Genomic DNA, 25,227 nt, shown 5'->3' with positions numbered 1-25,227 from the left:
TACCCCCTATTATCCTTCTAGTTTAATTCTTGGATCTATTAACACGTAAACTATATCAACTAAAAGATTGCATATTACTATTAGTGTACAATAAAAAGCTGTTACTCCTAATAATGAAGTATAATCTCTATTAGTTATTGATAAAGTAAATTCATTTCCAAGTCCAGGAATTGCAAATATTTTTTCTACTACAAATGACCCAGTTAAAACTCCTGCAACTAGTGGGCCTAAGTAAGTAACTACCGGAATTAATGAGTTTCTTAATGCATGCTTAAAAATTATAGTCTTCCCACTTAATCCTTTAGCCTTTGCTGTTCTTATATAATCTGATTTTAATACATCAATCAGTTTACTTCTTGTTAATCTTGTTATAAATGCCATTGAACTTCCTGAAAGTGCAAGTACTGGCATTATATAATTCTTAGGATTACTTAATCCAGTTGCCGGTAAGAAGCCTCTTATCTTTACTGTAAAAATAAAGATTAAGAATGTCCCCATGACGAAACTAGGTATTGTTATTCCTAAAGTTGCTAATATCATACATAAATTATCTGGCCATTTACCAGCCTTCAATGCAGCTACTATACCAAGAGAAACACCTACTACTACAGAAAATGCTATTGCTACAGCTCCTACTTTAGCTGAGTTAGGAAAACTTTTTTCTATAGTTGTTAATACCTCTCTACCTTTGTACTTCATTGATTTACCGAAATCACCTTTTAAAAGGTTCTTCATGTAAATTGTATATTGTTCACCAACAGGTTTGTCCAATCCATATTTTTCATTCAATTGAGCTTTCATCTCAGGTGTAGTTTTTTCACCGTCAAATGGACCACCTGGCATCATCCTTACTAGAAAGAAAACTATTGTAACTACAGCCCAAATAGTAATTACACTAGTAAAAAGTCTCTTCCCTATATACTTTACCATTTGTTTTCAACCCCCATTCATAATTCTACGCACATTCCATTTTGTAGATATTATTAATTATATTATATTATCGGAAATTGTCAATTAACATTTTAAAATTACATTCACTATTTTGATAATGTATCAATAATTTAGTAGTTTTTTTTATAATTGATTAAAGATTGTTTGTATTTTTAGAAAACGCTTACACGCCCTAAATTTCGGCATTTATGCAAGTATAAATATTAATCTTTCATTTTTCCTAATTTTTATTAATATATTAATTTTTTAAATTATCACATTGATACTCCATTATCACCAGTGGACATTTATAAATATTTGTACGTTTGAGGTGCACATCTCAATATAATAATTCTCTTTAGATTTATATATTTTCATAGTATATTTATTTACAAAAGTACCCGCTAAAATGATTAATAACATTCTAGCGGGTACTTCTATTACTCTCTATTTTTTTTAACAAATTTTTCAATTCTATTTAACGCCTCTTCCAGTTCAGCGTGTGAATAACAATAAGACAATCTTATAAACCCTTCTCCTCCACTTCCAAACGCATTTCCTGGAACACAAGCAACCTTTTCTTCATATAACAATTTTTCACATAATTCTTCTGAATTTAAATTGAATTTCTTTATTGATGGAAATATATAAAAAGCTCCTTTAGGTGAAACAAAGTCTACATTCATTTTTCTTAATCTATTTTCAACATAACTTTTTCTTTTTATAAATTCATCTTTCATATTGCAAACATTATATAATCCATATCTAAGTCCTTCTATAACTCCGTATTGTCCTATAGAATTACTACAAGATACGTTGTATTGATGTACTTTTCCAATCTCATCTATAATTTCCTTATATGCTGCAATATATCCAATTCGTATCCCTGTCATTGAAAACATCTTAGAAAATCCACCAATATATATAACATTTTTCCTAATATCCTCACACATAGCAACGCTATAATATTCATCATAACAAAAGGCTTCATATACTTCATCACTTATTACTGTTAAATTATTTTCTTCTATAATTCTCGCTAATTTAATATATTCTTCCTGACTTAATATAGCTCCAGTAGGATTAGATGGATATGATAATATCATATATTTAATATTTTCTTTCTTTATCAACATTTCTAAGCCTTCAAAATCAAGGGAAAAATCTTCATTTAATTTAAAATTTATAACTTCTCCACCAATTATTTTTACAATATTTTCATATGCTGGATATGCAGGTGTAGGAATTAGCACCTTATCTCCTTTATTTATAATCGCTGCTAAGGATGAAAATAAAGCCTCACTCCCTCCAACCGTGACACATATCTCATCATATTCATAATGAATCCCTTTATGTTTTAAGTATTTTGATATTTCTCTTCTTAAATCTAGAACTCCAAAATTATCTGTATAGACAGTTTTATTCTCTTCAATTGCTTTTATCATTCCATACTTAATTTCCATAGGTGTATCAAAGTCCGGTTGTCCTAAAGTTAATGATATTGCCCCATCTACATTTTTTACCTTATTAAAAAATCTTCTAATTCCAGACATTTCAATTCTAAATAAATTATCATTCATTTGTTAGCCCCCTAATATTTAATACTCTATACCTTCTCTTGCTGAGACTCCTTCCTCGAAATAATGTTTAATACATTTCATTTCCGTTACTAAATTACTCTTCTCTATTATTTCTTGTGGAACATTTCTTCCAGTTAATATAATCTCCATAGTTTTAGGCTTATTATCTATAATATATAGCACTTCATCAATTGTAAGAAATTTATTTGATAAAACAGCCATTATCTCATCAATAATTAATAAATCGCATTTGTTTCCTTTAATAGCATCTAATATGAAATTATATCCATCTCTTATTTCTAACTTTAACTCTTCCAATTCTTCTTTTGTTAAATTCCATGTAAAATCTTTAGGCTTCTCAAATCTGAAGATTTTAAAATTATCTCCCAGCTCATCAATTGTTGCAAGTTCCCCAGTCCTCCCACCTTTTAAGAATTGTAACATATATACCTTTAAACCATTGCCATAAGCCCTAATTCCTTGCCCGATAGCAGCAGTAGTCTTTCCTTTTCCCTCACCTGTATAAACTTGGACTAATCCTTGTTTTAGTTTCAAAATTATCAACTCCTTTTTTTATAAATTTTACCTTAAGTATAACTTACTTGCAAATAATATTGTTTTTTAATTTTCTAGCTTCCTAACACTTGCTATCCTTCCAATATATTGATATAATTTTTAAAACTTATTATACATTTGGGGAGGATTTTTTTATGAATTATACAGATTTAACTGATCCTTATGAAATTGCAAGATTTATAAGAGATACAGTAAAGACTACACCTGTCAAAGCTTATATTAACGGAGATTTAAGTAAAGCTAATTTAAATAATATAGAGTGGTATGGAAATAATGATTTTTATGTAATTTTTGCTGAATCAAACCTAATTAAAGAATTCATAGATACTAATAGCTCATTAATAAACCATTTCAGAATTGAAAATGATAGAAGAAATTCTGCTATACCTATGCTTAATCTCTTAGATATTAATGCAAGAATTGAACCAGGGGCTATAATTAGAGATAGGGTAAAAATAGAGCAAAATGCTGTAATTATGATGGGGGCAGTTATTAATATCGGTGCAGAAATAGGCGAAGGTACTATGATAGATATGAATGCTGTACTTGGAGCTAGAGCAAAGATTGGTAAAAGATCTCATTTAGGTGCAGGAGCTGTAGTAGCTGGAGTACTTGAACCACCAAGTAAATCTCCTTGTGAAATAGGCGATGATGTCTTAATTGGAGCAAACGCAGTAATATTAGAAGGAATAAAAGTAGGTAATGGCTCTGTAATTGCTGCTGGATCTGTTGTAACTAAAGATGTTCCATCAGGTGTTGTAGTAGCAGGTAGTCCAGCTAAAATTATCAAGTCTGTAGATGAGAAGACAAAGGACAAAACAAAACTTTTAGATGATTTACGAAAATAAAATACATAAATAAAAGGTGAAAAGAAAACTTTTCACCTTTATTTCTACATCACTTCTTGTTCGTTAACTTCAATCTCAGGTTCAGATTGCTCTTCTTGAACCCTTTCCATCTTTGAAACTGATACTTCATAAGCAACCTTTTTAATCACTTCTGTATCACTTACTTTCTTTTGATATTCTCTACTTTGAAGTCTACCCCAAACTCTAATATTGTCTCCTACTTCTAAATTTTGGCAGAATCTTGAGTTTCTTCCCCAAGCAATTGTAGGAATATAATCTGATTTATTATAAGCTCTATTTACAGCTAATAACACATCAGCAATTTCTCTTCCAAATGGTGTAGTTCGATACACCGGCTCCTTACATATATATCCATCCAAGAAAATTTCATTAGGATTTTTACTCTTTTCAATACATGGTTCTATGTTTCTAGCGAAAACTGTTAATATCAACTTATTTGAACCATCTACAAATTTATTATAAGACCTTAATTGACCATCAACTATAATTTCTTTACCTATTGATAAATCCATATTAGCTATTAATCTCTCTGAAACCGTTATATTTAAAATATCAACTGAATCACTAAGTCTCGTAACCTCCATAGTAAATGTATAAAACCCTTCCCCATACATTTCATGACTAAATTCTAATTCTGATATTACCTTTCCCTCTAAATAAATCTTGTTATTTAACATCAAGTTGTCCATCACTAACCCCTCTCTCCCTTAGTAATAATTTTTATTCCTTTGCTTTTTTTAATCTTAATGGATACATTTCCATTATAATACATTATATCATCATTTTTCAATATTTTTAATTATTTTTTTATTTGCTCTCCTTTTTCATCAATGTAATAATCATTATAGTAAATCATTTCTCCTACTTTAACAAATTTATAGTCATCTTTTAGTAATTCACTAATTATCTTATCTAAATTCCCTGGAGTGTACTTACCATTATTATGAAATAATGCTATTGAACCTGGAGAAACCTTCTTCATGACCCTATCATATTCACTTTCAGCACTAATTTGCTTCCAATCTAATGAATCAACATCCCATTGAATACTAATCATTCCATTGTTATAAATGAATTCACATGATTTTTTGTTATAGTCCCCACTTGGAAATCTAAATAATTTAATATCTTCTCCAATAGTATCTTTTATAATCTTATTAGTTTTTTCAAGTTCTTCCCTCATCCTTTCTTCAGTAATATTACTAAACATAGGATGTTTATAACTGTGGTTTCCTATCTCATGACCTCCCTCCTTTATTTTTATAAGTTTATCCTTATTTTCTTCACTATAATTTACCCAACCTCCCATTATAAAAAAGGTTGCCTTTACATTATATTTATCTAGTACCTCTAATATGTTATAAAGCTCATCATTTTCTGCCCAGTTTATATCGAAAGTAAGTGCTAATATTTTTTCTTCTGTTTTAACTCTATAAATTGGCTTATCGCTTTTAATTTCTGCTAAGCTTAACTTAGATTCCTCTGTAAAAAAGATAGATACTATAACTGTAGAAAGTAATAAAAATAAACTTAATCCAACTCTATGCCTTCTATTCATAAAAGCTCCTAAAAATTTATTTATTTAATATATATTCTGTGTTTACTATATTAATGACAATAATATGTAGTTATGAATTTTTTAAATAATATGTTATAATAAATTTATACTTTCTAAATGGAGGTTTAAGATGTACGAAAACTCAGCTGAATTAGCAGAAAATAAATTATTAGTTTTATACGTAACTGATTCATTAAAACAACCTATTACTAATACTCAACTAACTGAAATCATATTAGAAAATAATTTTATAAACTACTTTACACTCCAGCAGTATATCAGCGAATTGATATCTTCGGATTTTTTAAGATATGAAACAGTTAACGAAAAAAAACTTATTAAAATTACTGAAAAAGGTGCTAATACACTTTCATTCTTTTCTGATAGGATTTCTTCAATTAAAAAGAAGATAATCGATGATTACCTTCTTTCAATTATAGACTCTATTAAAAAAGAACTTACTATTCATAGTGATTACACAATAAGTAAAGATAATTCCTTTATTGTAGACTTACAAGCTTTAGAAAATGATAATTTACTAATTTCTTTAAAAGTCTCAGTACCATCAAAAAAGCAGGCCTTATCTTTATGCAATAGGTGGAAGGAAAATCCTTCTGATATCTATAATAAAATTATGAACTCTTTATTTAATGATTCAAATTAATTTAAAGTCATAGCATTAGGTTCTTTTCCTACTGTTATGGCTTTTGTATCATTATTCCTTAAATCTAAACAAATAACTCTTCCGTTTAAATAATCTGAAATATATAAGATATCTTTATATTTAACTATAGCTCTTGGCATACCACCAACCTTTATTTCACTCATTTTATATAGATTAATCTTATCAATTAGAAATATACTGCTATCTATAAGATTACATACATACAAAATATTTTCTTCTTCAATTATGTCTATTGGTACTTTTCCGACCTCTATCTTCCCTAATGATTTTAAAGTAGTTAAATCAAATATTTCAATATACCCATTTTCTTCATCTCCCATGTAACTTTCACATACATATAATTGCTTTCCATCTTCAGAGACTTTAACTTTAGTTGGGTATTCTAATGTTTTTAACTCTCCTATGACTTTATTTGTTATAATTCTTATAATAGATATATTATGACTTTGAAAATTTGTTATAAAAAGTAACCCTAACTCTTTACTAATTTCAATATTATAAGGCCAATTATTTGTTTTTATTTCTAATATTATTTTCTTCTCTTCTAAATCATATAGAACAACTGCATTAGATTCCGAGCATACAATATATAAACTATTGCCATATCCGATTAAATCATTTGGATTTGCTCCAATATAAATTGTCTCAGTATCCTTTAATGTATCCATATTTAGAATTGATATAGAATTGCTATAGCTATTTGTTATATACGCTATATTGTTTTTAATATAAATTCCATTTGGCCCTAAAGGCCTTTCTCGTACAGTTAATAATATTTCCTCACATATAATATCAGTATTTAAGGATTCAACTAAAGATATCTTACTAATATTATCACTTCCTGTATTGCATACAATTAAAGAGTTCATGCTACACCACCTTTTGCTGCGCAAATAATAATATATACAGTTATACTATGATTAAAAAATATTTTCGGCACAATATTTTATCTTTTTATTCAAAATTCTACAAGTATCCTTTATTTTTAATGAATATAATTATATAATATTCTTGCAATAAAATTTGGAGGTATTACATATGTTCGTTTATAAAACTAAAGGGGTTTGTTCAACTGAAATTCATTTAGATATTGAAAATAATATTATTAAAAAGGTTGACTTTATAAGAGGTTGTGAAGGAAATTTACTTGGTATATCAGTATTAGTGTCAGGCATGAATGTTGATGATGCTATCATTAAACTAAAAGGCATAGATTGCAAAAATAGAGGTACTTCTTGTCCTGACCAATTATCAAAAGCCTTAGAAGAATACAAGTTAACTGCATAATAAAAATGGGGGCTACAAGCTCCCATTTTCATATTCCTTTATTGAATTCACTATTTCATTTTTTACTATATCTAGTGGGAAGTTTTTTCCTGGACAAAGCGTATCATATACATCTTTATGCCCAATAATCTTATATACATCATATTTAAGAGAAAGATATATCGATAAGTTTTTCAAACTATCTATTTGCATTGTCGTAGCTTCTTCCTTTTCAAAATTTCCTTCTAAACAAATTCCAATAGAACTACTATTTTCTCCAATAGTATGCGCTCCTTCTGAATCTTCAGGTCTGCCAGAATAAATAGTACCATCCTTTCTTATATAAAAATTATAGCCTATCCCCTTCCATCCTTTCGATTTATGATATTTATCAACTTCTTCAGGACTCCATTCTTCTCTAGCTGAGTGATGAATTATTATTTTATTTGGATTATTATTCTTAATTAAGTCACCATTCCATTTATAATCTATATCTACTATTTCTAATTTATTTTTCATCTCATTTATTTCATAAATTGTAATATCAATATTATAGTAATTCTTATAACTAATCTTAAAGTATTCTCTAATATTAGTCCTAAAAATAAACCCAAATAAAATAAGAATTAATATAGATAACAAAAAATAAATATACTTTCTTTTTATTCTTAAAATGATAATCAAATCAGCACCTCCAAGCTTATTCATATATTTATAATTTATTATAAAAAAAAGTAAGTATTCTAAATTAGAATGCTTACTTTTAAACATTGTATATATTATAATAAATAACTACTAATTAAAGCTATAATAGCTCCTACTATTATAGAAGTGCTAACTAAATCAATATTAATCTGTAAATTGGAATTATTTGTTGTTCTCTCTTTAATTATACCATTAGGTCCTAAAGTTATATTGGCAAAGCACTGTGGATTTACTATGACAAATTCTTTTATATCTAAACTTTTTTGACTTCCACCTATCGAAGAAAAAATTCCTATCATCAAGACCACTATGCCTTCAATAAAAATTACATCTTTTAATTGAAATCCATTTAAGTTAGAAATAACTCCTCCAATTAGAAATATAAATACTAAAGCAGTAAGAAAAATTGATATAAATTTTTTTAAACTTTTAGAATTATTTTTTACCATAAGAAGCATCATCCACCTTTCTTTGATATCAATTACATATTAGCATTTATGGGGATTTATTACAATATAAGTCCCACACCTATTAGTTAATCCCAATTACTACTTTTATAAAATTTGATCATATTTTTTAACTATAATATCAATTGCTATTTAATCAGATTTTTTATGTTTAATATAATTGATTTTCTTTTATCAGTTTCCTAAATTTTATTTTTTTATCTATATTATTACTCAATCTAAATCTTTAAATGAACAATGTTCAAAAAGTCTTCTAATATTATAAAAACAGAAGATTTATAGAGAAAATTACCATAATTTAAGCATATTTGAGATTTGATATTTCTAGTTTTAAACAGTAACATTAAATCTATATTAATTAATAATAATTATTAGAGAGGTGTTTTAAATGAACAATTTTATGCTAGAAATAAAAAATAAAAGTCATCTTCTTCATAAAGCAACTGAAATTTCAGGTTTTACACATAGATTCCTTGCAAAAGGTGCAGATTTAGAAAGTTATACAGAATATATTTATAATTTATCTTTTGTATATGAAGCTATTGAAAATTATTTAAACAAATACAAGGATTTAGAAGATGTTAAACCTTTTGTAACAACTGAACTATTTAGAACTGAAGCAATTAAAAATGATGTAAAAGAATTATCAAATAATAAAGATTTAGAAATTCTTTCTTCAACTTTAGCATATGTTGATAAATTAAATACTGTTGCTGAAATTAATCCTAAGTTATTAATACCTCATGCATATGTAAGATTTTTAGCTGATCTATTTGGTGGAAGAATGTTCTATTCTCTATTAAAAGAAGAATTCAATGTTTCAGATGAGGCTTTAAAATACTATTCATATGAAGACTTAGGTGATATAAAAGCTTATGTTATGAAATATCATATGATGTTAGCAAAGCTTAACCTTAATGAAGAAGAACAAAAACAATTTATTATTGAAGTAAGTAATTCATATATTTATAATATTTCAATATCAAATGAATTAGATGCTAAATACTTTGCAAAATAAATAAAATAAAGGCTGTAATTAAACAGCCTTTATTTTATTCTTAAAAATTTTAAAATCTAATTATGTCTATATTGTTAAATATAATATATAAGTGTATCTTTTGATTTTTTATAGTTATCTACTAAATCTTCTAAAGTTATAGAATAAAAATACTCTTCAATTATAGAGTTTATACCTATCCATAAATTCTTATTTATAAAATCCTCTAGTTCATTTTCTTCCTTACTATTTATATCAATAAAAATATTATCACCTTCTAAAACCTTCAAAATTTCTAGGATCGTTAATTCACTTATATTTTTCCCCAAACTATATCCACCTTGTGCTCCCTTTTTTCCTACTATAATACCAGCTTTTCTTAATAAAGAAAAAATTTGTTCTAGGTATCTTTCAGAAATGTTTTGCCTTTCAGATATAGCTTTAATACTAACATTCTCACAATCCATATTAATAGCTAGGTCAATTAGAGCCCTTAATCCATATCTTCCCTTAGTTGAAATTTTCACTTAATCACCTTTTTCTTTTTATTCTATATTCTATATAATAAAAGTCATCACTAAAAATAGCAATGACTTAATTATTAATTATTTATTATTTATATAAATCAGTTGATAAATATCTTTCCCCTGTATCAGGTAAAATTACAACTATAATTTTATCTCTATTTTCTTCTCTATTTGCTATCTCTGTAGCTGCAACAAGTGCTGCACCTGATGATATTCCGACTAATAAACCTTCAGTTCTTGCTAAATCCTTTGATGCCTTAAATGCATCTTCATTTTCAACCTTTATAATCTCATCAATTATTGATACATTTAAATTCTTTGGTATAAACCCTGCTCCTATTCCTTGAATTTTATGCGGTCCAGGTTTACCTCCTGAAATAACTGGTGAATTCGTTGGTTCAACAGCTACAATTTTCACATCAGTTTTTCTAGCTTTTAAAACTTCTCCTATACCTGTTAAAGTACCACCTGTACCAACTCCAGAAATCACTATATCTACTTGCCCATCTGTATCATTCCAAATTTCCTCTGCAGTTGTAACCCTGTGTATTTGAGGATTTGCTGGATTATCAAATTGTTGAAGTATTATTGAATTTTCAATTGATGCTTTTAATTCATTAGCTTTTGCAATAGCACCTTTCATACCTTCTGCACCTGGAGTTAAAACTAATTCAGCTCCTAATGCCTTTAGTAAATTTCTTCTTTCAATACTCATTGTTTCTGGCATCGTTAAAATTAATTTATATCCTTTTGCTGCTGAAATATAAGCTAAAGCTATTCCAGTATTCCCACTAGTTGGTTCAATAATAACTGAATCTTTATTTAATAGTCCGTCTTTTTCAGCCGCCTCTATCATTCCAAATCCGATTCTATCTTTTACACTTCCACCTGGATTAAAATATTCTAACTTAGCAATAATTCTTCCTAGAGTTCCCTTCTCAGTATTATAGTTTTCTAATTCAAGTAATGGTGTATTACCTATTAATTGTACTAAACTTTTGGCTATTTTCATATTCATCTCTCCCTTTTCCTACTTTTCCGATATGTTTATTTTCTATAATAATATAATACTCCATTTTACTTTATTTGTGAATACCTTTTTATTTATTTTTATAAAAAATAAGATAAATATCATATTCACTGCAACATAGTAAAATCTAAGCCACACTTATATGATATTTATCTTATGGAATATATTTATTAATATTTTTAAAAACTTACTTTTCTTTTATTGCTATTAAAAACATTTTAAAGAAATTAAACAATACATATCCTATTATAGCTGTAGTTATATATATTTGAATTCCTGATATTTGTTTTATTACATTACCAATGGCTTCATAACCAGAATTAGTTAAAAACCCTGCCATTTTAACTGATGCTACAATTCCAATTGCCATAGGGAATGTTAATCCTGCAAAAGCTGGAGTAAATTTAAATGAGAAGAATCCAGGTAGCTTGTACAATACATATAGTAATGTAACAAAAACAACTAAGTATAATAAAGAAATAACTAGTTTATTAGGATTTTCTACAACATTTAAATATGAAACAACACAAAGACTAGATGGTGCTAATAATATTGCTTGAGTATGATAAAAAGCTTCTTTTATTGGATGTTTTACTAGTCTTAATATCATAAATGGCATTATAATCATTAAAGCCAAAATTCCATAGTATAGAACTATTTTACCAATAAAAGGTTCATTCATATTAGAACCAACTACTACAGATACCATTATTCCATTAAATGTTACAAACCAACTTGGTACAAAAGTGTCTTTATTAAAGCCTTTAATTACATTTCTATATATAAAAATTAATAAATGTACCGTATGTAATATTAATCCTATAGACCATAATGATTTTCCTAAGAAATTGTTATAATCGAAATAATATGATCCTAAAATCATAGTAATCATTGTAAAACCTGCATATAAACTAGCGGGAACTGTATTAGAGTATTCCTTCTTGCAAGTATTATTGAATGCTATAATTTTAACTAAGTAAGTTAATAAAATTATTGTTGCTACCCACATAGTCAAATGTCTTATCCAGCTATATCCTAGAGTAGAATAAACATTTGATAAAGTCGCAGCTCCTACCATAGTTGGTAATAATGGTACAGGGATGTTTTCAATTTTTTTTAGTAAATTATTTTTCATGTCTTCCTCCTAGTATAATATAATAATGTACTAAATTTACCTCTTCATTCGTTTTTTATGTTAATTTTTTCACTTATTAGTGCGTGTTGAACAAATTTCATACTTAATTATACTTTAAATTAATTATTTTTCTGTGATTATTATCACAGTTTTAAACTTTTTCAAACAAAAAAATAAGTCGAAGAAAAAACTCTTCGACTTATTATCAACTAACTTTTATTATAACTTTTAACTAAAATACGAATAAAGTTATATAAAACAAAAGCTATTATAGTTGTTGATATATATATTTGAATACCACTTATTTCTTTTAATATATAAGATATAGATTCATGACCTATATTGTTAAAATAAGAAGAAGCTTTAGCAGATGCTACTATTCCTATAGCCATAGGGAAAGTCAATCCCGCAAAGCCTGGTGTAAAAGTGTAAGAAAAAAATTTAGGAAGCATATATATTATAAATAATAATGTTGCTAAAATAATTATGTACAAAATTGATATTATAATTATATTAGGATTACTTATAAAATTTAAGTAACTCACTAAACAAAGACTTGATGGAGCAAGTAAAATTGCCTGCGTATGGAATAAAGCTTCTTTTATAGGTTCCTTTTTTAATCTTATAATCATAAAAGGAAGTATTAATATAAAGATTATTATCCCATAATAAACAATTATCTTACCTATAAAAGGTTCATTCATGGGCTTCCCTACTACCGTTGAAACCATAATTCCATTATAAGTCACAAACCAACTAGGTACAAAGGTTTCTTTATTAATCCCCTTTATAACATTTCTATAAGTAAATACTATTATATGTATTCCATGTAGAACTAATCCTATAGTCCACAAACTCTTTCCTAAAAGATAGTTATAACTTAAATAATATGATCCTAATATCATCAATATCATTGTAAATGCTGCATAAAGACTTGCCGGTACAGTATTACTATATTCACTTTTACAAGTATCAAAATATAATATTATTTTAATTAAATAAGCTATTAATATTATAGTAGTAACCCACATAGTTATATTCCTTATCCAATTATACCCTAATGTTTGGTACACATTTGATAAAGTTGCTGCCCCCACCATAGTAGGCAAAATTGGTAAAGGCATATTCTTAATTTTTTTAATAATACTTCTTGATTCCACTATTCTCACCTACTTCTTAATACACAAATTCTAAATTTTGCGTTTCATTAAAGAAGTCAGAATAATCTATATCAAATAGAGGCTTTTTAACTTTATTTACATTTATTTTTTCTTTTATTAATTGAGTTAAAACGCCTACATAAGATAAGTCTCCTTGGACTATTGCTCCATAAATAGCACCATCTTTATATATTATTTTCTTATAATCTTTTCCATCAATATCTACCGCTTCTTCATAAGTATCGTCCGGCTTATTAACCACTCCAAGTGACATAGTAGCTAAACCACAAAAATTCATAGTATTCTTACTTCCAAAGAAATCTTCCATATAGGTTTCTCTTCCTACCATATTATTTGCAGCAATTATGCCCTCTTTAACTGCTGTTGGCCATATAGGATTTCTACCAGTTATATCACCGGCTCCATATACATCTTTCACATTGGTTTCGCCTTTTTCATTAATTATTAATCCGAATTTATCACATTCAATACCACTATCCTTTAAAAATCCAACATTTGCTCTAACTCCAGTACATGCAATAATTAGTTCACAAGGAACTTCTTCTCCAGTATTAAGCATTATAGAAATCGGCATATTTTCTTCATCAACAACAACTTTTTCTGCTTTTACTCCAAACTTTAAATTAACTCCTTCTTTTTTTAATCTTTCTTCATACTTACTAGCTGCATATTTGTCTAGTTGAAGTGGAAGAATTCTATCTCCCATCTCTATTAATGTAATATTTACATCATAATCTAATAATCCAGCCAATGCATCTACTCCAACTAAACCCGCTCCTAATATAGCTATATCTTTTACTTTATTTGTCATTTCTTTAATTTTAATAACATCATCTAAGTTTCTTAAACCAATTACATTATTAGCAGTTATTAAATTCTCTATAGGTGGCAAGAAAGAGGATGATCCTGTTGCTAATAACACTTTATCATATGATATATTGTCTCCATTATCTAAAGATAATTTCTTTTCTTTTACTTCGATTCCTAATACTTCAACACCTTTAATCCACTTTATATTATATGTTTCAAAAAAATTATCCGGAGTAAAATCTAGAGCTTCTAGTTCCCTTCTTCCATCTAAAAAATGATGAAGTATACATCTCGAGTAAACATACTTATCTTTTGATACCAATACTATTTCACATTCCTTATTAAATTGCCTAAGAGTTCGTGCTGCATTTATTCCTGATGCTGATGCACCTACTATTACATATTTCATTATTCTTTAACCTCCTCTAATGTTAATGCATCCATAGGACATTTATCTACACATTGAGGATACTTGCTCTCCGTAGATAAACACATATCGCACTTCATAACCTCTCTATTTGTTTGATAGTCCATCTTCAACACTCCATAGGGGCAACCCATTATACACATATAGCATGTTGCGCACCTACTTTTATCATAAATTACATATCCAGTTTCATCATCTCTTCTCATTGCTCCAGTAGGACACGCATAAACACATTCTGGTCTAGTACAATGTCTGCAATAAATAGGTGCATATCTACCTTCACTATTAATCACAATCCTTCCTCTTGTATCTCTACACCTATGAGAAACCTTACAAGCTGTAGTACAAGTCAAACATCCAATACACTTTTTTCTGTCAATCTTAATTCTCTTCATAGTTATCACCTTTTATCTTTTCTAACTTTACTGGAACATACTTATAATTAGGCTCTTTTGAATAAGTATCAAAAACTGAGGTTAACACTGAATTAGTTTCTATATAATGCATAGGTGCATAAAGATCGTCTTTTTTTACAGCTCTACTTAATTTAACTAAAAAAGTATTTGTTATACCGTTTGGTGAACTTACTTTAACTTTATCATTTTCTTTAATATCTAATAACTCAGCTAAATCAGTATTTAGATTAATATATCCTTCTTTAGGTATTATAGCTTCAACATCAGGTATTTCCCTTGTTCTAGTTTGAGTATGCCATTGACCAACGGTTCCTCTACCAGTATTTAAGATATAAGGATACTCCTCCGTTCTATCAAATGGAGGATTTAAAATATCTTCATATATGAATTTAGCCTTTTTATTAGGAGTGTAAAATTTTCCATCTTCAAATAATCTTCTTTCTTCATCAACAATATCTTCACCTTCTCTATATGGCCATTGAATTCCTTTTGAGCCATTCAAAGCTTCATAATCTACACCAGTTATATCACATGCCATTCCTTTAGAACATTTTTTTAAAATCTCAAAGGCATCCTTAGGTGTTTTCCATTTATCTAGTAAACTTCCCATTCCCAAAGCTTTTCCTATTCCAAGCATAATATCGTAATCAGTTAATTCATTTTCCTTTTTTTCTAGAACAGGTTGAACTTTAGATAATCTCCTTTCAGTATTAATAATAACTCCTTCTTTTTTTAGACCACTTGTTGAAGGAAGTATTAAATGAGCATATCTCCCTGTCTCAGTATCCGAATATATATCTTGAACAGCTAAAAATTCTAATTTTTCTGCAGCTTTTTTAAACTCTAAATCATTAATCCAAGAAACTAAAGGATTAGTAGCTAAAACCCATAATGCCTTAATTTCACCATTGTTTATACCTTCAACTATTTCGTTATATGCTATTGTTGGCTTCTTAGGTAAAAGGGCTTCATCTATTTCTAATATTTCAGCTACTGCTTTTCTTCTTTTCTCATCACTATATTCACCACCGCCATAGAATCCTGTTGTATTACTAAAAAGCCTTGATCCCATAGCATTGCATTGTCCTGTTATGGAGTTTGCCCCTGTTCCTGGTTTTCCTATATTTCCTGTCATTAATGCTAAGTTAATAATAGATTGAGCAGTCCTTACCGCTTGAAACCCTTGATTTACCCCCATAGTCCACCAAAAAGATACTCTTTTCCCTTTATTAATTATATCTGCTAATTCTAAAACTCTTCCCTTTGATATTCCTGTATATTCTTCAACGTCATTAATATCATATTTTTGAACATGATTCTTAAATCCTTCGAAATCCTCTGTATTATTTCTTATAAAATCTGTATCTATCCATCCTTTTTCTATTAATACATTTGCTAAAGTATAAAATAATCTAATATCTGATTTTGGTTTGATATCCACCCACATATCAGCTCTTGAAGCAGTTTCACTTTTCCTTGGATCTATAACTATAACTTTTTTGTTTTCGTTTTTATTTTTACTAATTCTACTCCATAAAATAGGATGGGCTACAACTGGATTACACCCTATAAATATCATTACATCTGAATGTTCCAAATCATCTAAAGTATAAGGTGGCGCATCAAATCCAAAACTTTGCTTATAAGCTACTACAGCTGTAGCCATACAAAGACGAGTATTTCCATCGCCATTTCCCCCTAAAAACGTTCTACCAATATGACCTGCTAATGCCATCTCCTCACTTAAAAGTTGTCCAGTACTTAAAAAAGCAAAGCTTTCTTTCCCATATTTTTCTTGGATACCTTTTACATTCTTTGCAAAAATCTTAAAGGCTTTATCCCAAGATATATGTTCAAATTCTCCATTTTCTTTTCTTAATAGTGGTAATACAGGATTTTCATATAATGTATTTTGCTTATCTAAATTCAATCCTTTAACACAACAAAACCCTCTGTTAATTGGATAATCTTCAGATGGCTTTACTCTTTCTATAAATCCATCATCATCTACGTGAAAATCAAAATTACAAGCTATTGAGCAATAATTACAAGTGGATCTAACAACCTTCATAATACTTCTCCTTTATTTCATATTGTTTTCATAATTAGTATTACAAGGATTTAATTAACTATTCATATAAATATTCAAATTAAAAAAGGATATAAATATCATATTCCTTTGTACCTCAGATTCCCTCTAAGTCGCAGTCATACAATATTTATATCCTTCTATATTGAAGGTTATAATTTTATTTTTTTATAATGTAAATATCTTTTTCTCATTTTCTATAAGTTTACATTTATCTCCTACTTTAACTTTTCCACCTCTTAAAACTTTTGTGAAAATACCATTCTTAGGCATTATACATTCTCCTACTTGATAATAAATTGCACATTTATCATGACATTCTTTACCTATTTGAGTTACTTCTAATAATACTTCACCAACTTCTAACTTTTGGCCAATCGGTAACTTATTTAATTCAAAACCTTCTACAACTAAATTTTCTCCAAAAGCCCCAAAATCAACGTCTCCACCTTTCTTTCTGAATTCGTCAATTTTTTCAAAAGCTAATAAACTAACTTGCCTATGCCATTTTCCTGCGTGAGCATCGCTCTCTATACCAAAATCCTCAATAAAAATCGCTTCATTAACCTCATTTTTTAAGGTTCCCTTATGTTTACTAATACATATAGCTAATACCTTACCCATATCACTTATCCTCCAATTTGATTCATAAACTTTAATTCTTTACCTTCACTTTTTTTCATAAATAAATGTTTTTCTGGTTTATTATAAATATTATCCATAATCACTTTTGATATCTCATCTTCAGAAGCTCCACCTCTGAGTAGTTTTTTTAAATCAACACCGTAGTTATAATGAAGACATTGTTTTAAAAATCCTTCAGATGTAAGTCTTATTCTATTACACTCCTCACAAAAACAATTACTAATTGCACTTATGAATCCAACTTTCCCTATTCCATGATTCACTCTAATATAAGTCGCAGGTCCACCACTTTCATTTCTTCTTACTTCTTCTATATCTTTATAGTTCTTATTAATTAGCTTTATAATTTCTTCATTACTTACTCCTTTAAACTTACTTCCAACCCCTATTGGCATAAGTTCTATAAATCTAACATCAATATTTTTTTCAAGAGTAAGATTTACAAAGTCTAATATTTCAACTTCATTCATGCCTTTAATCATAACTGTGTTTATCTTAACTTTAATTCCATATTCTAAACATTTATCTATAGCAGATAAAACTTTTTTTAAATCTCCTAATCGAGTTAGCCTATTAAACATTTCCGCTTTCAATGAGTCTAAACTAATATTTACACCCTTTAATCCAGCATTTTTTAATCTACTAACCTTATCTTCTAATAGAATTCCATTTGTTGTAATGTATATTTCTTCTATACCTTCAATCTTATTAATTTCTTCCACTAACTCTACAATATCTTTTCTTACTAATGGTTCTCCACCAGTTAATCTTATTTTTTTTATTCCAAGTTTTGAACATGCCTTAACTACTTTACATACTTCATCATTTGTAAGTAGCTCTTTATCATTGAAAAATGTATTATCTTTATCCTCCATGCAATAAATACATCTTAAATTACATCTATCGGTTAATGAAATTCTTAAATAATCTATTTTTCTACCATACTTATCTTTCATTATTTATTAAAGAGCTATTCATAAAAGTTAAACTCTCCGCTCTTACCTCCTGTTTTTTTAAGTAAATGAGTTCCTTCTATTACCATTTTCTTATCAACAGCCTTACACATATCATATATAGTTAATGCAGCTATAGTTGCTGCTGTTAATGCTTCCATTTCCACTCCAGTTTTATCTACTATTTTTACTGTTGATTTAATATCTATACAGCTTTCTTCATCATTAATTTCAAAATCAACATTACAACTAGAAATCATTAAAGGATGACACATAGGTATTAAATTTGAAGTTTGTTTACTTGCCATGATTCCAGCTACTCTAGCAACTCCTAATACATCACCTTTTCCTATTTTCCCTTCCTTTATAAGAGATAAGGTTTCCTCGCTTACTCTTATTCTTGAAACTGCAATAGCAACTCTTTCAGTTTTATTTTTATCAGAAACATCTACCATTCTAGCATTTCCACTATTATCGAAATGAGTTAATTTATTATCCATGAATACCTCCTACTTTCCAAAAGAACAATGTGGGAATGTGCATACGTTACAATCTAAACATAGTCCTCCATGACCATAAGAAGCTATATCTTCTAAAGTCAATCTTTCATCTGCTAAAACCCTCGGTAAAACTAAATCTAATACTGTTCTTTTAGAATACATAGCGCAGCTTGGTACTCCAAGTATTGGCGTATTATTATAATATGCTAATAAGAACATTGCTCCAGGTAAAACAGGCGACCCATAAGTAACTAACTCTCCACCACATTCCTTTATAGCCGTTGGAGTTACATCATCTGGATCTACTGACATCCCACCAGTACAAACTATCATATCTACATTTTCATCTATGCCCTTTTGTATTTCTTCAATAATTCTTTCCTTAGAATCTGGTAAAATCACTTGTCTTATTACTTCACTACCATAATATCCAAGCTTAGATTTTATTACAGATAAGAAAGCATCTTTTATTCTACCTTTATAAACTTCATTTCCTGTAGTTATAAGTAAACATTTTTTTTGCTTAATTTCTTCTACATGAATTATATTTTTTTCTATTAATTCCTCTGCTTTAATAATCTTTTCTTCATCTATTATTAGCGGAATAACCCTAGTAGCTCCTATTTTTTCACCTTTTTTAATTGGGGTATTGTTATGTAACGTAGATACTATAATTTCTCCTAAACTATTTAATTTAAATAATTCATCCTTATTAATTTTTAATACTCCATCTCTATCTGAAAAAAAGTCTACTTTTCCTTCTTTTATTTCAGGCGATCTACTTACACCCTCACCAAGCACAAGATTTGCTAATCTAATTGCAGCGTCATTTTCATGTAATTCACCTTCTTTAGGCTCCCATACATAAATATGCTCTTTCCCTATGGATAAAAGTTTTTCTATATCCTCTTCTTTAATAATATGACCCTTTTTAAATAATCTACCTTTAAATTCTCCAGGTATTATTTGTGTAACATCATGGGATAATATGCATCCAACCGAATCATATACACTAATCATCTTCATACAAAACATCTCCCTATATTATGATTATTTTCTTGCACATTCCTTTTCTGCACCTAATAAAATTCCTAATCCATGTCTTAATTCTTCTAATACAAAACCTAACGCCTCTTCACAAGCCTTTGGACTTCCTGGTAAATTAACTATTAGTGTATTTCCTCTTATTCCCGAAACCGCTCTAGATAACATTGCTCTTTTAGTTATTTGTAAACTAAATACTCTTATAGCTTCGCAAATTCCTGGAGTTTCTCTTTCAATTACTTCCTTAGTTGCTTCTGGAGTAATATCTCTTTTTGAAAAACCTGTTCCTCCAGTGCTTAAAATTAAATTTAAATTCAACTCATCACTCATATAAATGAATTCTGTTTTTAACATTTCCTTTTCATCTGGTAAAACGACTTGTCTTTCAACCTTAAACCCGTTTTCTTCAATTATCTTTTTAATAACTGCTCCACTTTCATCTTCTCTTTCTCCTGCATATCCTTTATCACTACTCGTAATAATTCCAACAGTATACATTAAATCTCCTCCAGTAACTTATATTCTCTCTCTGTATTTATATTTGAAAAATCATTTACTGATAATTTATTTTCTAAAACTTTATAATTCGTAGATAGTATAAACCTTTGAAGCTTGTTTTCATCATTAATGAGTGCCTTTTCAATTTTAGGAATTAGACTTTTAGAATATATAGCACACATGGGCTGAAGCTTATCATTAATCCTAGGTACTAACACCTCATAATCTCCATCTATACTACCAATCATATTTAAGGTTTTTTTAGATATTAATGGCATATCACATGCTATACATAAAACCTTATGATTTCTTGAGTTCTTAAGAGCAGAATGAATCCCAGATAAAGGTCCATTACCCTTATAAATATCTGAGTACACCTTTAAATCTAAATTTTTATAATCTTCCATGTTATTAGCAATAATTATTATTTCATCAAATTCTTTTCCTGAATTTATTATATTTTCTATAAATGTTTTATCTTTATAAATCAATAATGCCTTATTGTTGTAGTTCATTCTGCTACTTTTCCCACCTGCTAATATAGCTAAAGTTTTATTAATCATTTTTCTCTCCTAAAGTTTTATAATATCTACTAAATCTCCAGTTTGTATTTCTTTATTATTAGGTTTAACTTCAATAATACAATTTGAATTTAATGCTGATCTTAATATTCCATTCCCTGATTTTTTTTGTGTAATATAAACCTGCTGTTTACAATTTACTATTTCAAAATATCCTCTTAAAAATCTATGCTTAAAATCTTTTTTTATCCTTCCCTCTGCTAATATTGCTTTATCTCTAATAATTTTTACTTCTCTATCTCCCGATAGCTTATTAAGAGAAGTTTTAGCTAATAATTCAAAAGTAGTTAAAGCTGCTGTAGGATTCCCAGATAAGCTAATAATAATACAATTATTAACCTTACTACATAAAACTGCTGAACCAGGCTTAATTGTTACTTTCCAAAATAATATTTCGCCTTCTATACTTTTTATAGCTTCCTTTAATAAATCTTTTTCTCCTACAGAAACTCCTCCAGTAGTAATAATTAAATCAACATCTTTAGAGGCTTCTTTTATTACTCTTCCTATTTCTTTATAATCATCTTTTATATGATCAACTTTATTTACTTCATATCCAAGTTCCAAAAGTCTAGAAATAATTGAAAATTTATTACTGTTATAAATTTTACCGTATTTAAGCCCCTCATTTAAGTCCATAACTTCATCGCCAGTACTGAAAAAAGCTATTTTAGGTTTTCTATAAACATTTATTTTCCCAATCCCAGAACTAGCTATAATTCCTACATCAGAGTAATCTAGTTTTTTATTAGCTTTTATAAGCAAATCTCCCTTAGATATATCCTCGCCTACTAGACAAATATTTTGATTTTCAGTAACTTTATTTCTTATAATTATATTACTTTCATCTATAATGACATCCTCTTGTTTTATTACCGCATTTGCCCCCTCTGGTATTGGAGCCCCAGTCATTATTTTTATTGCTGTATTTTTTGTTATCACTTTTTCACTAACGCCTCCGGCATAAACCTTATCTATCACCTTAAGCTTATTATTCATAAAAGCATCTTCAGCAATTAATGCATATCCATCCATGGCTGATTTATTAAATGGTGGATTATTAATGACAGAATATACATCGTTTACTAGAACCTTATTCAGTCCATTAATTAAATCTACTTCTTCAATATCTAAATTATTTATTTTTTCATTTAAAATCGATAAAGCCTCTTCTAAAGAAATATAGGATCTCACAATATTCCTCCTAAAATAAATAGACTTATTATTCATATGTTTTTGAATAATAAGCCTAAATTTAAATATATTTAACAACTATAAATAGTCTTAAATGCAAATTAGATTCTTTATATTAAAATCTAATTTTTAAACCAATATTTAAACCAACTTATTTTCCTTCCCATAACGTGGAGATACTATTTTTTCAAATATGTACCCTGTGAATTAAAAATTCAGGTATAAGTTCCATAGATGCTCCTTAGGAAACTAATACTCTAGAAAATTTTATTGATTATTATTAAATTTTATAATCTGCTTCTTTTAAAATTAAATCTACTAATTTTATAAAATCATTACTTTTTACTACTAAGCTATCTTCAAAAGTTAACTCTTCATCACTAGCTATTGCTATTATCTTATCTTTTGAAGATATTATTTTTTTGCTAAAGCCTTTTCTGAATACTTCTATTTTCCTTAAGTCGCTTTTTTTATAGCCTTCCACCAAAATTACATCTTTATCCTTTGCATATTTAATAAGCTCTTCTAAAGGCACCTCTTCATTAATCTCTTTTATTAAAGCTAATCTTTTAGATGAAGATATAATTACAGTTTCAGCTCCAGCTTCTCTATGCTTATAAGTATCTTTACCCTCTTTGTCAATATCAAAACCATGAACATCATGTTTTATGGTTCCAACACTAAGGCTTCTATTTTTCAATTCTTTAATAATTCCTTCTATAACATAGGTTTTGCCCACATTAGATTTTTCTCCAACTATATTTATAACTTTAGGCATAATACTCATCCTTACGCTTTACTTTTAAAATAATATACATTGTATACGGACTATTTCTATATTAATTAGAATTATCCTTTTTATTTTCACAATAAAATAAATTTATATGGAAATTAGTATGCTAATTTCCATATACGTAATTTTATTTATAACTAAATTCAAAATTCTTTTCTAAGTTAAAGAAATCTGCATAGTCTATATCAAAAATATTTTTAGTAACCTTTGATACATCAATCTTTTCTTTAATTAATTGAGTTAATATACCTGCGTATGATAAATCTCCTTGAATTATAGCACCGTATATTTTCCCATCTTTATGGATTATCTTCTTATAATTATCCTCTTCTATACTTAACTCAACTTTATAACTTTCATCTTTTGGCTCTACATCGCCTAATGACATAGTAGCAATTCCAACAAAGTTCATTGTATTTTTGCTTCCAAAGAAATCTGTCATTATCATTTCTTTATCTAACATATTATGGGCAGCTATTATTCCTTCTTTTACTGCAGTTGGCCATATTGGATTTCTACCAGTAACATCACCAGCGCCATATATAGATTCAACATTAGTTTTTCCTTTTTCATCTATTATTAAACCAAATCTATCGCATTCAACATTACTATCAGCTAGGAATCCAATATTAGATCTTACACCAGTTGCAACTATTACTAACTCACATGGTATCTCTTCACCCGTATTTAATAATAAAGCCTTAGGATTTTTTTCATCATCAAGTATTAACTTTTCTGCTCTAACTCCTAACTTTAAGCTAACTCCTTGCTCTGAAAATTTACTTTCATATACTGAAGAAGCATATTTGTCTAATTGAATTGGAAGAACTTTATCTCCCATTTCTACTAATGTTATATTAACACCAGTATCTATAAGACCACTTACAGCATCTATACCAACAAGTCCAGCCCCTAAAACAACAACATTCTTAACCTTAGAAGCTTCTTCTTTTATTAAAATTGCATCTTCTAAATTTCTAAGACCTACTACATTTTTTCCTTCTCTTAAACCTTCAACTGGAGGAATAAAAGCAGATGCTCCACTACAAATCATTAATTTATCATAATTAATGCTTTCACCATTTGAAAGACCTAAAACTTTCTCTTCACTCTTTAATGATACAACTTCTACTCCATTAATCCAGTTTATGTTATATTCTTCAAAGAAGTTTTTTGATGTAAAGTTTAATTTTTCAATATTTCTATGATTAGATATATAATGATGTAAAATACATCTTGAATATACTTCAGTATCTTTAGAAATTAAAATTATTTCAGCATCTTTATCTAATTCTCTTAATGTTTTTGCACCGCTAATTCCAGCTGCTGATGCTCCTATAACTACATATCTCATTAGTTACATACCTCCTCTAATGTAATAGCTGCCATTGGACATCTTTCTACACATTGTGGAGATCCAGCATTTTCACAACCATCACATTTCATAATTTCCTTATGAGTTCTACTATCAGCCTTTAAAACTCCATAAGGACATGCCATAATGCACATATAACAGCTAGCACAACGCTCTTTATCATAAGTTACTAAACCTGTATTCTTATCTTTACTCATTGCTCCTGTCATACAAGTATAAACACATTCCGGTCTATCACAATGTCTACAAAATATTGGAGCATATTTTCCATTACTATCTATTGTAATTCTACTTCTTGTATCTTCTGAATTATGAGATACTATACATGCTGTTGTACATGTTAAGCATCCAACACATTTAGCTCTATCAATTTTAATTCTCTTCATATTTAAATCT

At 28.2% G+C, this 25,227-nt stretch carries 29 protein-coding genes and 1 riboswitch; of the genes, 4 read left to right on the top strand and 25 right to left on the bottom strand.

Features of this window, described 5'->3' with window-relative positions; translation table 11 throughout:
* Positions 1 to 9: 9 nt before the first annotated feature.
* The 3 genes from QK892_RS07200 to QK892_RS07190 all read right to left on the bottom strand — a co-directional run bounded on the left by QK892_RS07200 (position 10) and on the right by QK892_RS07190 (position 3,068).
* Complete coding sequence (locus tag QK892_RS07200) at positions 10 to 930, bottom strand: ABC transporter permease (RefSeq protein WP_317272863.1); 921 nt, start codon at positions 928 to 930, stop codon at positions 10 to 12.
* A 440-nt stretch (positions 931 to 1,370) separates the two neighbouring features.
* A complete protein-coding gene (locus QK892_RS07195; protein WP_317272862.1) occupies positions 1,371 to 2,510 on the bottom strand; it encodes a pyridoxal phosphate-dependent aminotransferase in 1,140 nt (379 codons plus the stop codon).
* 18 nt (positions 2,511 to 2,528) lie between these two features.
* Entirely contained in the window at positions 2,529 to 3,068 is a 540-nt protein-coding gene (locus tag QK892_RS07190; protein WP_317272911.1) for a cob(I)yrinic acid a,c-diamide adenosyltransferase, read from the bottom strand.
* A gap of 152 nt (positions 3,069 to 3,220) precedes the next feature.
* Here QK892_RS07190 and dapD point away from each other — a divergent pair, with 152 nt between their 5' ends.
* Positions 3,221 to 3,934, top strand: coding sequence for a 2,3,4,5-tetrahydropyridine-2,6-dicarboxylate N-acetyltransferase (gene dapD, locus QK892_RS07185; RefSeq protein WP_317272861.1), 714 nt, complete (start codon positions 3,221 to 3,223; stop codon positions 3,932 to 3,934).
* Positions 3,935 to 3,978: 44 nt separating this feature from the next.
* Here the strand turns inward: dapD and QK892_RS07180 are convergent, their stop codons facing one another.
* On the bottom strand, positions 3,979 to 4,644 hold the full coding sequence (locus tag QK892_RS07180) for a single-stranded DNA-binding protein (protein WP_317272860.1): 666 nt from the start codon (positions 4,642 to 4,644) through the stop codon (positions 3,979 to 3,981).
* A 110-nt stretch (positions 4,645 to 4,754) separates the two neighbouring features.
* Positions 4,755 to 5,513, bottom strand: coding sequence for a polysaccharide deacetylase family protein (locus tag QK892_RS07175; protein ID WP_317272859.1), 759 nt, complete (start codon positions 5,511 to 5,513; stop codon positions 4,755 to 4,757).
* 130 nt (positions 5,514 to 5,643) lie between these two features.
* Between QK892_RS07175 and QK892_RS07170 the strand changes: the two genes are divergently transcribed.
* Positions 5,644 to 6,177, top strand: a complete 534-nt coding sequence (locus QK892_RS07170) for a DUF4364 family protein (protein ID WP_317272858.1) — start codon at positions 5,644 to 5,646, stop codon at positions 6,175 to 6,177.
* Here QK892_RS07170 and QK892_RS07165 read toward each other — a convergent pair.
* Positions 6,174 to 7,067 carry a YncE family protein gene (locus tag QK892_RS07165; protein ID WP_317272857.1) on the bottom strand — a complete coding sequence of 298 codons (894 nt, stop codon included), beginning with the start codon at positions 7,065 to 7,067 and terminating at the stop codon, positions 6,174 to 6,176. The two genes, QK892_RS07170 and QK892_RS07165, sit on opposite strands and share 4 nt — an antisense overlap.
* Before the next feature lie 169 nt (positions 7,068 to 7,236).
* Here QK892_RS07165 and QK892_RS07160 point away from each other — a divergent pair, with 169 nt between their 5' ends.
* Complete coding sequence (locus tag QK892_RS07160; RefSeq protein ID WP_317272856.1) at positions 7,237 to 7,485, top strand: TIGR03905 family TSCPD domain-containing protein; 249 nt, start codon at positions 7,237 to 7,239, stop codon at positions 7,483 to 7,485.
* Between the two features lie 12 nt (positions 7,486 to 7,497).
* Here QK892_RS07160 and QK892_RS07155 read toward each other — a convergent pair whose 3' ends face one another.
* Both QK892_RS07155 and QK892_RS07150 read right to left on the bottom strand, forming a co-directional pair.
* A complete protein-coding gene (locus QK892_RS07155) occupies positions 7,498 to 8,148 on the bottom strand; it encodes a peptidoglycan recognition protein family protein (protein ID WP_317272855.1) in 651 nt (216 codons plus the stop codon).
* Positions 8,149 to 8,243: 95 nt separating this feature from the next.
* Positions 8,244 to 8,618, bottom strand: a complete 375-nt coding sequence (locus QK892_RS07150) for a hypothetical protein (RefSeq protein ID WP_317272854.1) — start codon at positions 8,616 to 8,618, stop codon at positions 8,244 to 8,246.
* A 406-nt stretch (positions 8,619 to 9,024) separates the two neighbouring features.
* Between QK892_RS07150 and QK892_RS07145 the strand changes: the two genes are divergently transcribed.
* Positions 9,025 to 9,654, top strand: coding sequence for a biliverdin-producing heme oxygenase (locus QK892_RS07145; RefSeq protein WP_317272853.1), 630 nt, complete (start codon positions 9,025 to 9,027; stop codon positions 9,652 to 9,654).
* A 74-nt stretch (positions 9,655 to 9,728) separates the two neighbouring features.
* On the opposite strand, the gene QK892_RS07140 is transcribed toward QK892_RS07145, so the two are convergent.
* The 17 genes from QK892_RS07140 to QK892_RS07060 all read right to left on the bottom strand — a co-directional run bounded on the left by QK892_RS07140 (position 9,729) and on the right by QK892_RS07060 (position 25,217).
* Positions 9,729 to 10,160, bottom strand: coding sequence for an RrF2 family transcriptional regulator (locus QK892_RS07140; protein ID WP_317272852.1), 432 nt, complete (start codon positions 10,158 to 10,160; stop codon positions 9,729 to 9,731).
* 85 nt (positions 10,161 to 10,245) lie between these two features.
* Positions 10,246 to 11,172, bottom strand: a complete 927-nt coding sequence (gene cysK / locus QK892_RS07135) for a cysteine synthase A (RefSeq protein ID WP_317272851.1) — start codon at positions 11,170 to 11,172, stop codon at positions 10,246 to 10,248.
* A 205-nt stretch (positions 11,173 to 11,377) separates the two neighbouring features.
* Positions 11,378 to 12,325 (bottom strand): TDT family transporter, encoded by a 948-nt coding sequence (locus QK892_RS07130; protein WP_317272850.1) that lies wholly within the window; start codon positions 12,323 to 12,325, stop codon positions 11,378 to 11,380.
* A gap of 209 nt (positions 12,326 to 12,534) precedes the next feature.
* The gene (locus tag QK892_RS07125; protein ID WP_394855010.1) at positions 12,535 to 13,485 is read right to left on the bottom strand and encodes a TDT family transporter; all 951 of its coding nucleotides are present in this window, start codon (positions 13,483 to 13,485) and stop codon (positions 12,535 to 12,537) included.
* A 16-nt stretch (positions 13,486 to 13,501) separates the two neighbouring features.
* Positions 13,502 to 14,725: an NAD(P)/FAD-dependent oxidoreductase gene (locus tag QK892_RS07120; RefSeq protein ID WP_317272849.1), complete on the bottom strand. Its 1,224-nt coding sequence runs from the start codon at positions 14,723 to 14,725 to the stop codon at positions 13,502 to 13,504.
* Entirely contained in the window at positions 14,725 to 15,138 is a 414-nt protein-coding gene (locus QK892_RS07115; protein ID WP_317272848.1) for a 4Fe-4S dicluster domain-containing protein, read from the bottom strand. Before QK892_RS07115 ends, QK892_RS07120 begins: the two co-directional genes overlap by 1 nt.
* Positions 15,125 to 17,230: a molybdopterin oxidoreductase family protein gene (locus tag QK892_RS07110; RefSeq protein WP_317272847.1), complete on the bottom strand. Its 2,106-nt coding sequence runs from the start codon at positions 17,228 to 17,230 to the stop codon at positions 15,125 to 15,127. Before QK892_RS07110 ends, QK892_RS07115 begins: the two co-directional genes overlap by 14 nt.
* 186 nt (positions 17,231 to 17,416) lie before the next feature.
* Positions 17,417 to 17,872 carry an MOSC domain-containing protein gene (locus QK892_RS07105; protein ID WP_317272846.1) on the bottom strand — a complete coding sequence of 152 codons (456 nt, stop codon included), beginning with the start codon at positions 17,870 to 17,872 and terminating at the stop codon, positions 17,417 to 17,419.
* A 5-nt stretch (positions 17,873 to 17,877) separates the two neighbouring features.
* Positions 17,878 to 18,849: a GTP 3',8-cyclase MoaA gene (gene moaA, locus QK892_RS07100; RefSeq protein WP_317272845.1), complete on the bottom strand. Its 972-nt coding sequence runs from the start codon at positions 18,847 to 18,849 to the stop codon at positions 17,878 to 17,880.
* Between the two features lie 14 nt (positions 18,850 to 18,863).
* The gene (gene moaC / locus QK892_RS07095; RefSeq protein ID WP_317272844.1) at positions 18,864 to 19,346 is read right to left on the bottom strand and encodes a cyclic pyranopterin monophosphate synthase MoaC; all 483 of its coding nucleotides are present in this window, start codon (positions 19,344 to 19,346) and stop codon (positions 18,864 to 18,866) included.
* 9 nt (positions 19,347 to 19,355) lie between these two features.
* Positions 19,356 to 20,372, bottom strand: a complete 1,017-nt coding sequence (locus QK892_RS07090) for a molybdopterin-binding protein (RefSeq protein WP_317272843.1) — start codon at positions 20,370 to 20,372, stop codon at positions 19,356 to 19,358.
* A gap of 24 nt (positions 20,373 to 20,396) precedes the next feature.
* Entirely contained in the window at positions 20,397 to 20,888 is a 492-nt protein-coding gene (locus QK892_RS07085; protein ID WP_317272842.1) for a MogA/MoaB family molybdenum cofactor biosynthesis protein, read from the bottom strand.
* Positions 20,888 to 21,451 (bottom strand): molybdenum cofactor guanylyltransferase, encoded by a 564-nt coding sequence (locus QK892_RS07080; protein ID WP_317272841.1) that lies wholly within the window; start codon positions 21,449 to 21,451, stop codon positions 20,888 to 20,890. The genes QK892_RS07085 and QK892_RS07080 overlap by 1 nt, the downstream gene beginning before the upstream one ends.
* A gap of 9 nt (positions 21,452 to 21,460) precedes the next feature.
* The gene (locus QK892_RS07075; RefSeq protein ID WP_317272840.1) at positions 21,461 to 22,663 is read right to left on the bottom strand and encodes a molybdopterin molybdotransferase MoeA; all 1,203 of its coding nucleotides are present in this window, start codon (positions 22,661 to 22,663) and stop codon (positions 21,461 to 21,463) included.
* Positions 22,664 to 22,803: 140 nt separating this feature from the next.
* Positions 22,804 to 22,939: riboswitch (molybdenum cofactor riboswitch) on the bottom strand.
* Positions 22,940 to 22,943: 4 nt separating this feature from the next.
* A complete protein-coding gene (gene mobB / locus QK892_RS07070) occupies positions 22,944 to 23,441 on the bottom strand; it encodes a molybdopterin-guanine dinucleotide biosynthesis protein B (protein ID WP_317272839.1) in 498 nt (165 codons plus the stop codon).
* Between the two features lie 142 nt (positions 23,442 to 23,583).
* A complete protein-coding gene (locus QK892_RS07065; RefSeq protein ID WP_317272838.1) occupies positions 23,584 to 24,810 on the bottom strand; it encodes an NAD(P)/FAD-dependent oxidoreductase in 1,227 nt (408 codons plus the stop codon).
* Positions 24,810 to 25,217: a 4Fe-4S dicluster domain-containing protein gene (locus QK892_RS07060; protein WP_317272837.1), complete on the bottom strand. Its 408-nt coding sequence runs from the start codon at positions 25,215 to 25,217 to the stop codon at positions 24,810 to 24,812. The genes QK892_RS07065 and QK892_RS07060 overlap by 1 nt, the downstream gene beginning before the upstream one ends.
* Positions 25,218 to 25,227: the final 10 nt, after the last annotated feature.

The organism is Clostridium lamae (assembly GCF_033043255.1).
Taxonomy (GTDB): domain Bacteria; phylum Bacillota; class Clostridia; order Clostridiales; family Clostridiaceae; genus Clostridium; species Clostridium lamae.
Note: the sequence above shows the minus strand (reverse complement) of the source record. Positions and strands in the feature narration are given on the sequence as shown.